Origin of the sequence: Proteus sp. G4415 (genome assembly GCF_963896075.1) — a bacterium.
Taxonomy (GTDB): Bacteria; Pseudomonadota; Gammaproteobacteria; order Enterobacterales; family Enterobacteriaceae; genus Proteus; species Proteus mirabilis.
Genome location: NZ_CAWQOK010000098.1, coordinates 1 through 10,755, shown reverse-complemented (window position 1 = coordinate 10,755; position 10,755 = coordinate 1). Strand labels below are relative to the sequence as shown.

Here is a 10,755-nt window from a genome sequence, read left to right as displayed (position 1 = left end):
TTTTAATAACAAAGAAATTAAAAATAATAGTGAGTTAAAAATGCCCCGCACCTGAAATTAAGATACGGGGCAAAATTGGCAATAAACTATTAAATAATATTACTCAACAGTCACTGATTTAGCCAAGTTACGAGGCTGATCGACATCAGTCCCTTTAATTAAAGCCACATGATAAGAAAGTAACTGTAATGGTACAGTATAGAAAATTGGCGCAATTAACTCTTCAACATGAGGCAGAGAAATCAGTTTCATTGTTTCACTTTCTTCAAAGCCAGCATCTTGATCGGCAAACACATACAGTAAACCACCACGAGCGCGCACCTCTTCAATATTAGATTTTAATTTCTCTAATAATTCATTGTTTGGCGCTACGATGATAACGGGCATATCAGCATCAATTAAAGCAAGAGGTCCATGTTTTAATTCACCAGCCGCATAAGCTTCTGCATGAATATAAGAGATCTCTTTTAACTTTAATGCGCCTTCTACCGCTATTGGATATTGATCACCACGGCCTAAGAAGAGTGCATGACTTTTTTCTGAGAAGTCTTCTGCTAAAGCTTCAATCACTTTATCTTTCGACAACATACTTTCAATACGGCTCGGTAGTGCATGAAGCGCCATTGCAACTTGTTGTTCAAGGGCTTCAACACCTTTAATGCGTCCCATATAGGCCACTAGCATTAATAAAACGGCCAGTTGCGTTGTAAAGGCTTTGGTTGATGCAACCCCAATTTCAGCCCCTGCTTTAGTCATTAACACAAATTCAGATTCGCGTACTAAAGAAGAGCCAGCCACATTACAAATTGCCAGCGATGATAAATAACCTAACTCTTTTGATAAGCGTAATGCCGCTAGAGTATCTGCCGTTTCACCTGATTGAGATAAGGTTATCAGTAAACTATTGCGACGAGTCGCTGGTTTGCGATAGCGATATTCTGATGCAATTTCCACATCACAGGGGATCCCCGCTAAAGATTCAAACCAATAACGCGATACCATACCTGCGTTATAAGATGTACCACAGGCAACGATTTGAATATGTTCCACTTGAGATAAGATCTCTGGTGCTTTAGATCCTAACTCACTAAGATCAATACTTTCTGCTTTTAAACGCCCTTCAAGGGTGTTTTTAATGGCTAAAGGCTGTTCGTAGATCTCTTTTTGCATATAGTGACGATAAATACCTTTGTCACCCGCATCATATTGCACATTTGATTCGATAATATCACGATTAACTTCTTCGCCATTAACATCATAAATATGCACATGACGACGAGTAATTTCGACAATATCGCCTTCTTCAAGGTAGATAAAGCGGCGAGTAACAGGCAATAAAGCCAGTTGGTCAGAAGCAAGGAAGTTTTCCCCAACCCCAAGACCTACCACCAGTGGGCTTCCTGAGCGTGCTGCCACTAATAGCTCTGGTGTACGACTATCCATAATGACAGTACCGTAAGCACCACGTAATTGAGGGATCACACGCTGTACGACTTCACGTAATGTGCCGCCTTGGCGCTGTTCCCAATTGACTAAGTGAGCAATAACTTCAGTATCAGTTTGAGAGGCAAACTGATAACCCCGGTTAATTAACTCAGCTTTTAGCTCTTGGTAGTTTTCAATAATCCCATTATGTACCACGGCAATAGTGCCGGAGACATGAGGATGAGCATTATCTTGACAAGGTTCACCATGGGTTGCCCAACGGGTATGAGCAATACCTGTACCACCAATAACTTGTGTTTTTTCTGCTTCTTCTGCCAGCATCTGTACTTTGCCAACTTCACGCAGACGTGTCATATGACAATCATTATCGACAACAGCTAACCCCGCTGAATCATAACCGCGGTATTCTAAACGACGTAAACCTTCAATTAAGATTTCTGCGATATCGCGTTGTGCAACTGCACCTACTATTCCACACATTGTGTTATTCCTAAAACTGTGCGTTTTTCGCACTTGATGTCTTTATACCTGATTATTTTGTTCCCCAAGCCATGGTAGAAAACGGGGATATTTTTGTTTTTAGAATAATAGCGTACAAGAAAAGGGCGATAATGAAATATACGCCCTTATCTTAAAATTATTGTTTTTTCTTCACCGGACGTTTCCAGCCAGAGATATGTGTTTGCTTCACTCGGCTAATGACTAATTCGTTTTCGTTGACATCTTTTGTCAATGTTGTACCTGCACCAATTGTTGCGCCATTGGCCACGCAAACGGGGGCAACAAGTTGAGTATCAGAGCCGATAAACACATCATCACCAATGATAGTTTTAAATTTATTTGCACCGTCATAGTTACAAGTGATAGTGCCAGCGCCAATATTCACATTAGCACCCACTTCTGTATCACCTAAATAAGTAAGATGACCCGCTTTAGAGCCAACGCCTAGACTGGCTTTTTTCATCTCAACAAAGTTACCAACATGAGCTTTGTCTGCCAGCTGTGCGCCGGGACGAAGACGAGCAAAAGGCCCAACAGTACACTCTTGCGCTAAATTTGCATCCTCGATCACCGTATAAGGGCTGATAATCGAACCATCACCGATCACACAGTTTTTCAGTACACAACCCGTACCAATTTCAACGTTATTACCTAAAGTGACTTCACCTTCAATAATAACGTTAGTATCAATCACCACGTCTTTTCCGTGAGTTAGCGTACCACGTAAATCAAAACGAGCCGGATCAAGTAACATTACCCCTTCAAGTAATAAGCGTTCAGCTTGTTCTGTTTGATAAATACGCTCTAATGCGGCAAGTTGTAAGCGGTTATTAACCCCTTCCATTTCGCTATGACGAGTAGGGTGAGCAGTTTCGATTTTACGACCTTCTTGGTGTGCAAGCGCAATAATATCAGTAATATAGTACTCTTTCTGAGCATTGTTATTATCAAGCTTCGCTAACCAGCGTTTTAAATCGCCCCCATTAGCAACCAATATACCTGTATTGATCTCTTTAATTTTTAATTGTTCTTCAGAGGCGTCTTTTTGCTCTACGATACCAACAACATCGCCATTTTCGCGAACAATACGTCCATACCCCATAGGGTTATCTAAAATAACGGTTAATAAACCAATGCCACCAGCAGGTTTTACCGCAATTAAACGCTCTAAGGTTTCTTTAGTGATAAGTGGTACATCACCATAAAGCATTAGGATATCTTCATCATCAGCAAAGAAAGGTGCGGCTTGTTGCATAGCATGACCGGTACCTAATTGCTCAGCTTGTAGCACCCAATTGACAGGTTGTGAACCTAATGTTTCTTTCATAAGTTCACCACCGTGCCCATAAACAAGGTGGGTTTGTTGAGCACCAAGGGATTTTGCGGTATCAATGACATGTTGCACCATGGATTTGCCCGCAAGTTTATGAAGAACCTTAGGTAACTGTGAATACATACGGGTACCTTTTCCCGCAGCAAGAATAACAACACTTTTAGCTGAATTAGACATAATTAACCTGATAACTCCCGTAAAGAATGGCAAGTAAACCTGTTTATGCCAAATAATACTACATATTTCGTTACACAAAATATTTCTGAAAGCAAAAAAGCCAGTTAGCTATAACTAACTGGCTTTTTATTCATGGACTGCCTATTTACATTAGCGTCTAGTCAATTCGATTACACGTAGTTTTGCAATCGCTTTGGCTAATTCTGCTGATGCTTGAGCATAATCAACATCACCATGAGAGGATTGAATGTGTTCTTCAGCTTTACGCTTAGATTCCAACGCTTTCGCTTCATCCAAATCACGACCACGGATAGCTGTATCTGCCAGTACAATGACGCCTGTAGGCTGAACTTCGAGAATACCACCTGAAAGGTAGATAAACTCTTCTTCACCCGATGTTTTTACGACACGTACCATGCCCGGTTTTATGGCAGTTAATAACGGGGTATGCTGCGGATAAATACCGAGCTCACCTTCGCTACCAGTTACCTGAATATGTTTGACTTCGCCGTCATATAAATGCTTTTCAGCGCTGACAACTTTCAGGTGGAACGATGTATCGGCCATATCAACCTCCCGTCAGCCGTATTAAAGCTTCTTAGCTTTTTCTACTGCTTCTTCGATAGTACCAACCATGTAGAACGCCTGCTCTGGCAGGTGGTCATAATCACCGTTCAGAATACCTTTAAAGCCACGGATTGTGTCTTTTAGGGAAACGAACTTACCTGGTGAACCGGTAAATACTTCAGCAACGAAGAATGGCTGAGATAGGAAGCGCTGGATCTTACGCGCACGCGCAACAACCAGTTTATCTTCTTCTGACAGTTCATCCATACCTAAGATAGCGATGATGTCTTTCAGTTCCTGATAACGTTGCAGGATAGACTGAACACCACGAGCAACATCATAGTGCTCTTGGCCAACTACCAGTGGGTCTAACTGACGACTGGTTGAATCCAGTGGGTCAACCGCAGGGTAGATACCTAACGAAGCAATTTGACGGCTCAGTACCACTGTCGCATCTAAGTGAGCAAAGGTGGTTGCTGGGGATGGGTCAGTTAAGTCATCCGCAGGTACGTATACCGCCTGAACAGAGGTGATAGAACCTGTTTTGGTTGAAGTGATACGCTCTTGCAGAACACCCATCTCTTCAGCCAATGTTGGTTGGTAACCTACCGCTGATGGCATACGACCTAACAGTGCTGATACTTCTGTACCGGCTAAGGTATAACGATAGATGTTATCGACGAATAACAGTACGTCACGGCCTTCATCACGGAATTTCTCAGCCATAGTCAGACCAGTCAGTGCAACACGCAGACGGTTTCCTGGTGGCTCATTCATCTGACCGTAAACTAACGATACTTTGTCAAGAACGTTAGAATCTGTCATTTCATGATAGAAGTCGTTACCCTCACGAGTACGCTCACCAACACCAGCAAATACAGAGTAACCTGAGTGCTCGATCGCGATATTACGGATCAATTCCATCATGTTAACTGTTTTACCAACACCCGCACCACCGAACAGACCGACTTTACCACCTTTAGCAAATGGACAGATTAAGTCCATGACTTTGATACCGGTTTCAAGCAGTTCTTGAGAGTTTGATAACTCTTCGTAAGTTGGTGCTTCACGGTGGATTGACCAACGCTCTTCGGTTTCAATCTCACCTTTCATATCAATAGGTGTACCCAGAACGTTCATGATACGTCCTAAAGTCGCTTTACCTACTGGTACTTCAATTGGGTGGCCTAAATCTTCAACTTTTAAGCCACGGCTTAAACCGTCTGATGTACCCATTGCGATACAACGAACGATACCACCGCCTAACTGTTGCTGAACTTCCAGCACCAGTTTTTCTTTACCATTCATAACCTCAAGAGCGTCGTATACTTTAGGGACGCTATCCTGAGGGAACTCGGCGTCCACTACGGCGCCGATTACCTGGACAATCTTTCCAGTAGCCATCTTGAATCCTCTACGTAATTCGTAAACCTAGCTGTTATACCGCGGCTGCACCAGATACAATTTCTGTCAGTTCCTGAGTAATGCTTGCTTGGCGTGCTTTGTTGTACACCAATTGCAGTTCTTTAATCAGATTACCACCGTTATCTGTAGCGGCTTTCATCGCGACCATTCGTGCTGCCTGCTCACTCGCTAAGTTCTCTACGACGCTCTGATAAACCTGCGATTCAATATAACGACGCAGTAAAGTATCCAGTAACGTCTTAGGATCAGGTTCGTACAGATAATCCCAAGATTTTTCTTTCAGTTCTTCATCATCACCTGGTGGTAATGGTAAAACTTGCAGAATTTTAGGCTCTTGGGCCATGGTATTGATGAACTTATTTGCCACCACATACAGTTTATCTAAACGACCTTCGTCATAAGCCTGCAACATGATATTGACTGGGCCGATAAGGTCAGATAGTTGCGGATCATCACCCATACCTGTTACTTGACCGACAACATTCCCACCTACAGAGGCAAAGAATGAAACGGCTTTAGAACCAACAAGGGCTAAATCTACTTCTACACCTTTATCAGACCACTCTTTCATGTCTGCCAGCAGTTTTTTGAACAAGTTAATGTTCAAACCACCACACAAACCACGGTCGGTCGAAACAACCAGGTACCCGACACGTTTAACTTCACGCTCTTCGAGGTATGGATGTTTATATTCCAGATTCCCTAACGCAAGGTGACCAATCACACTGCGCATGGTTTCTGCATAAGGACGGCTGGCTGCCATGCGTTCCTGCGTTTTACGCATTTTCGACGCGGCGACCATCTCCATCGCTTTAGTGATCTTCTGTGTGTTTTGCACACTGGCGATCTTCGAACGTATCTCTTTTGCGCCGGCCATTTCTGCTTCTCCTCATGAACCAGACGGCCTAATGATCATTATTAGGCCGAATAGTTATTACCAGGACTGAGTCGCTTTGAAGTTGTCTAGCACGCCTTTCAGCTTCGCTTCGATTTCTTCGTTATAAGTACCGGTCTGGTTGATTTCTTTCAGTAAATCAGCATGTTCACGAGAAGCATAAGCTAATAAAGCCGCTTCAAATGGCACAACTTTTGAAATTTCAACATCTTCCAGATAACCACGTTCTGCAGCAAACAGAGATAAAGACTGTTGTGCGACAGACATTGGTTCGTACTGTTTCTGTTTCAGCAATTCAGTCACTTTCTGACCGTGGTTCAATTGTTTACGGGTAGCATCATCCAGATCTGAAGCGAACTGAGAGAATGCTGCCAGCTCACGATACTGCGCAAGTGCAGTACGGATACCACCAGAAAGTTTCTTCATAATCTTAGTCTGAGCTGCACCACCTACACGAGATACGGAGATCCCTGGGTTAACAGCTGGACGGATACCTGCGTTAAACAGGTTAGATTCTAAGAAGATCTGACCATCGGTAATAGAGATTACGTTCGTAGGAACGAATGCAGAAACGTCCCCTGCTTGCGTTTCGATAATAGGTAACGCAGTCAGTGAGCCGGTTTTACCTTTAACTTCACCGTTAGTAAAGTTTTCTACATACTCAGCGCTAACGCGCGCTGCGCGCTCCAATAAACGGGAGTGCAGATAGAAAACGTCACCAGGGTAAGCTTCACGTCCAGGTGGACGACGAAGTAACAGTGAAATTTGACGGTATGCAACAGCCTGTTTAGACAGGTCATCATAAATAATCAGAGCATCTTCACCACGGTCACGGAAGTATTCACCCATTGCACAACCCGCATAAGGAGCAAGGTATTGCAACGCTGCTGATTCTGATGCAGAAGCAACAACAACAATGGTGTTTTCTAACGCGCCATGCTCTTCTAATTTACGAACAACGTTCGAAATAGTCGATGCTTTCTGACCGATAGCGACATAAATACATTTAATGCCAGAGTCACGCTGATTAATAATCGCATCGACAGCCAGAGCAGTTTTACCTGTTTGGCGGTCACCGATGATCAATTCACGCTGACCACGACCAATTGGGATCATGGCGTCAACGGATTTATAACCCGTCTGTACAGGTTGGTCGACTGATTGACGGTCGATAACACCTGGAGCAATCATCTCAACAGGTGAGAAGCCATCATGCTCTACAGCACCTTTACCATCAATAGGTTCACCCAGTGTGTTAACTACACGACCAAGTAGACCACGGCCAACTGGAACTTCCAGAATACGACCTGTACATTTAACTTTCATGCCTTCTGCTAAGTCAGCATAAGGACCCATCACAACCGCACCAACAGAGTCGCGCTCTAAGTTTAATGCGATAGCGAAACGGTTACCCGGCAGTGCGATCATTTCACCCTGCATAACTTCGGCTAAACCGTGGATACGAATGATACCGTCACTAACGGAAACAATCGTACCTTCATTGTGAGCTTCACTCACTACATTGAACTGAGCAATGCGCTGCTTGATCAGTTCGCTGATTTCAGTGGAATTCAGTTGCATATGCTCCAGTCCCCTTAAGACTGCAAGACGTCAGTTAATCGCTCTAAACGGCCACGAACACTACCGTCGATGACAAGGTCACCGGCGCGTATAATCATGCCTGCGATAACGGACTTATCAATTTTGCAATTCAGCTTCACTTTGCGTGATAGACGTTTTTCCATCGCTGCAGAAATGTTAGCTAGCTGCTGTTTAGTTAGCTCAATGGCAGAAGTGACTTCAACATCAACCGTTGACTCGAGTACTGCGCGCAATTGAATAAATTGGCTCAATACTTCCGGCAATGTTGATAAACGGTCATTCTCAGCCATAACACGAATTAAGTTCTGAGCATGTTCATCAATTTGATCGCCACAAAGGTCGATAAAGATGTCAGCCAGTTTTTCTGATGCTAAAGAACCAGAAAGTAATTCGGTTACCTGCTCATTGCGTGCAACTTCAGCGGTGAATGCCAGCATAACCTGCCATTTATCGACAGCCTGGTTTTCCACAGCAAAGTCAAAAGCTGCTTTGGCGTAGGGGCGAGCTACCGTTGCTATTTCAGACATGCCCCTCCCTCCTTACAGTTCAGCGACCAGTTTATCAACGATGTCGCTATTAGCAGCTTCATCCACGGAACGTTCAATAATTTTCTCGGCACCAGCGATAGCCAGCATAGCGACTTGTTTACGAAGTTCTTCACGAGCACGTTTACGCTCTGCTTCCAATTCGGATTGAGCTTGTGCAACGATCTTACTACGTTCTTGCTCTGCTTCAGCTTTAGCTTCTTCAATCATTTGAGTGCGTTGTTTATTCGCAGACTCAATGATTGCTTGTGCTTCAGCTTTTGCTTTCGCTAACTGTTCGCCTGCATCGGCTTTCGCTAAATCTAAGTCCTTTTTCGCACGTTCTGCAGAAGATAAACCGTCAGCAATTTCTTTTTGACGTTTTTCAATGGCCGCCATAATTGGTGGCCATACATATTTCATGCAGAACAAAACAAACAGGACAAATGCGATGGCCTGGCCGAGGATTGTTGCATTTAAATTCACAGCACAATACCTCTTTCTTGGTTATTAACTAACTTGATGTTTTTACTGCTCATCACCATCATTAGGCGACAGCAAACATCACGTAAAGGCCCAGACCCACAGCAATCATTGGGATGGCGTCAACCAGACCCATAACGATAAAGAACTGTGTACGCAGAAGAGGGATCAGATCAGGCTGACGAGCAGCACCTTCTAAAAATTTGCCTCCGAGGATTCCGATACCGATTGCAGCACCGATTGCAGCTAAACCCATCATAATAGCGGCAGCCATGTACAGCAGATCCATACTCAGGTTTTCCATGACAGTCTCCAGTTTGTTTCAGTTATTTCTTTAAAGAGTTAATAATTAATGTTCTTCAGATGCCATCGACAGATAAACAATCGTTAGAACCATGAAAATAAAGGCTTGTAACGTAATAATCAGTATGTGGAATATCGCCCAAGGTAGGCTTAATAACCACTGTGACCACCACGGTAACAGACCAGCAATAAGAATAAAGATCAGTTCACCCGCATACATGTTACCAAACAGTCGAAGACCGAGTGAAACAGGTTTTGATAGCAGGCTTACCCCTTCCAGAATTAAGTTGATTGGAATAAATACAGGGTGATTAAAAGGCTGTAACGTCAGCTCTTTAGTAAACCCTTTTACGCCCTTCATCTTAATGCTGTAGAAGAGAATCAGGATAAATACACCAATTGCCATCGAAAGAGTGATACTCACGTCAGCAGTCGGAACGATGCGTAACGCTGGTAACCCTAAGATGTGTTCACCGATATATGGGATAAAATCAATTGGTAATAAATCCAGGGCATTCATTAACAGCACCCAAACGAACACAGTCAATGCCAAAGGTGCAATGACTTTGCTCTTCCCGTGATACATATCACGAACGCTGCTATCAACGAAACCAATGACCATTTCTACTGCAGTCTGGAATTTTCCCGGTACGCCACTGGTTGCTTTTACTGCTACTTTTCTAAATATCCATAGGAACAAAAGCCCCATGAGTACAGAGAAGAAAAGTGAGTCAATATTTAACACCCAGAATGATGGCGTATTTTCAGCATGGGGATTGACCAACTCGAAAGTACGTAGGTCCAACTGAAGGTTATTCAGATGTCCACCTATGTAGTCTCTAGTGGTTAATGCTTCTCCTGATGCAGACATGATGCCAATTACCCTTTTGTTGTTAAAAACGCTAACCGTTTATGACGGCTGGTGCAACGACCTGCATAACAAGCACCGCTAAGTAGGTCATGACCAGTGGTGCAAATGCCGCTTTAAACACTCCTAAAGCAACTATCAGCAAGGCTATTGATAATATAACCTTCAACCCTTCACTGAAAGCAAAAAGCCAGTTTATGCGAACTGAAGCTTCATTTTCATCTACTTTTTGTAAGCGTAGTAATAATAAAAATGCAATATTGGGTAACCAACATGCAATTCCACCTAAAAAAGCAGAAAAGCTCCAGTCTGTACTCTTAAAGTAGAAACCCGCACTGAGAATAACAAAAGTCATAAACTGCAAAAATAACAGTTTCAGTGCAACTTTCCCGCTGTAGAGGGAGACAGACATGACGTTTGTATTCTCCAGACTCGCTATCGTAAAAGGTATTACTGAATAATGTATCAAACTGTCTTTGCTATAAAGTGTCAAGTGACAAAAACGAGCAAATTATACGGGGCGTGGCAATGAATTCAATCAATAAGTAGCGAAAAAGTGAAGAATAATTTAAATTTTTTATGAAGGTTCCATTTATGGAAAATGATTAGCAACAAAAAGCGCAAAAATAAT

General features: G+C 43.1%; 11 protein-coding genes. All 11 read right to left on the bottom strand.

Going from position 1 to position 10,755, the window contains the following annotated elements:
* Positions 1–99: 99 nt before the first annotated feature.
* Positions 100–1,926 (bottom strand): glutamine--fructose-6-phosphate transaminase (isomerizing), encoded by a 1,827-nt coding sequence (gene glmS / locus AACU95_RS11510; RefSeq protein WP_004246586.1) that lies wholly within the window; start codon positions 1,924–1,926, stop codon positions 100–102.
* A gap of 157 nt (positions 1,927–2,083) precedes the next feature.
* On the bottom strand, positions 2,084–3,457 hold the full coding sequence (gene glmU, locus AACU95_RS11505; protein WP_004246587.1) for a bifunctional UDP-N-acetylglucosamine diphosphorylase/glucosamine-1-phosphate N-acetyltransferase GlmU: 1,374 nt from the start codon (positions 3,455–3,457) through the stop codon (positions 2,084–2,086).
* A gap of 150 nt (positions 3,458–3,607) precedes the next feature.
* A complete protein-coding gene (locus AACU95_RS11500; RefSeq protein ID WP_004246588.1) occupies positions 3,608–4,024 on the bottom strand; it encodes a F0F1 ATP synthase subunit epsilon in 417 nt (138 codons plus the stop codon).
* 21 nt (positions 4,025–4,045) lie between these two features.
* Positions 4,046–5,428 carry a F0F1 ATP synthase subunit beta gene (gene atpD, locus AACU95_RS11495; protein ID WP_004246589.1) on the bottom strand — a complete coding sequence of 461 codons (1,383 nt, stop codon included), beginning with the start codon at positions 5,426–5,428 and terminating at the stop codon, positions 4,046–4,048.
* 34 nt (positions 5,429–5,462) lie between these two features.
* Positions 5,463–6,326: a F0F1 ATP synthase subunit gamma gene (gene atpG / locus AACU95_RS11490; RefSeq protein ID WP_004246591.1), complete on the bottom strand. Its 864-nt coding sequence runs from the start codon at positions 6,324–6,326 to the stop codon at positions 5,463–5,465.
* 57 nt (positions 6,327–6,383) lie between these two features.
* Positions 6,384–7,925 carry a F0F1 ATP synthase subunit alpha gene (gene atpA / locus AACU95_RS11485; protein WP_004246592.1) on the bottom strand — a complete coding sequence of 514 codons (1,542 nt, stop codon included), beginning with the start codon at positions 7,923–7,925 and terminating at the stop codon, positions 6,384–6,386.
* A 14-nt stretch (positions 7,926–7,939) separates the two neighbouring features.
* On the bottom strand, positions 7,940–8,473 hold the full coding sequence (atpH, locus tag AACU95_RS11480) for a F0F1 ATP synthase subunit delta (RefSeq protein WP_004246594.1): 534 nt from the start codon (positions 8,471–8,473) through the stop codon (positions 7,940–7,942).
* A gap of 12 nt (positions 8,474–8,485) precedes the next feature.
* On the bottom strand, positions 8,486–8,956 hold the full coding sequence (gene atpF, locus AACU95_RS11475; protein ID WP_004246595.1) for a F0F1 ATP synthase subunit B: 471 nt from the start codon (positions 8,954–8,956) through the stop codon (positions 8,486–8,488).
* A gap of 61 nt (positions 8,957–9,017) precedes the next feature.
* On the bottom strand, positions 9,018–9,257 hold the full coding sequence (atpE, locus tag AACU95_RS11470; RefSeq protein ID WP_004246596.1) for a F0F1 ATP synthase subunit C: 240 nt from the start codon (positions 9,255–9,257) through the stop codon (positions 9,018–9,020).
* 45 nt (positions 9,258–9,302) lie between these two features.
* Entirely contained in the window at positions 9,303–10,127 is an 825-nt protein-coding gene (gene atpB / locus AACU95_RS11465; RefSeq protein ID WP_004246597.1) for a F0F1 ATP synthase subunit A, read from the bottom strand.
* Between the two features lie 31 nt (positions 10,128–10,158).
* Positions 10,159–10,536: a F0F1 ATP synthase subunit I gene (gene atpI, locus AACU95_RS11460; RefSeq protein ID WP_004246598.1), complete on the bottom strand. Its 378-nt coding sequence runs from the start codon at positions 10,534–10,536 to the stop codon at positions 10,159–10,161.
* Between the last annotated feature and the right edge of the window lie 219 nt (positions 10,537–10,755).

Coding starts and splice junctions, on each gene's coding strand:
- atpB (WP_004246597.1), bottom strand. CDS start 10,127: ATGTCTGCATCAGGAGAAGCATTAACCACTAGAGACTACATAGGTGGA.
- atpH (WP_004246594.1), bottom strand. CDS start 8,473: ATGTCTGAAATAGCAACGGTAGCTCGCCCCTACGCCAAAGCAGCTTTT.
- atpD (WP_004246589.1), bottom strand. CDS start 5,428: ATGGCTACTGGAAAGATTGTCCAGGTAATCGGCGCCGTAGTGGACGCC.
- atpI (WP_004246598.1), bottom strand. CDS start 10,536: ATGTCTGTCTCCCTCTACAGCGGGAAAGTTGCACTGAAACTGTTATTT.
- glmU (WP_004246587.1), bottom strand. CDS start 3,457: ATGTCTAATTCAGCTAAAAGTGTTGTTATTCTTGCTGCGGGAAAAGGT.
- AACU95_RS11500 (WP_004246588.1), bottom strand. CDS start 4,024: ATGGCCGATACATCGTTCCACCTGAAAGTTGTCAGCGCTGAAAAGCAT.
- atpG (WP_004246591.1), bottom strand. CDS start 6,326: ATGGCCGGCGCAAAAGAGATACGTTCGAAGATCGCCAGTGTGCAAAAC.
- atpE (WP_004246596.1), bottom strand. CDS start 9,257: ATGGAAAACCTGAGTATGGATCTGCTGTACATGGCTGCCGCTATTATG.
- atpA (WP_004246592.1), bottom strand. CDS start 7,925: ATGCAACTGAATTCCACTGAAATCAGCGAACTGATCAAGCAGCGCATT.
- glmS (WP_004246586.1), bottom strand. CDS start 1,926: ATGTGTGGAATAGTAGGTGCAGTTGCACAACGCGATATCGCAGAAATC.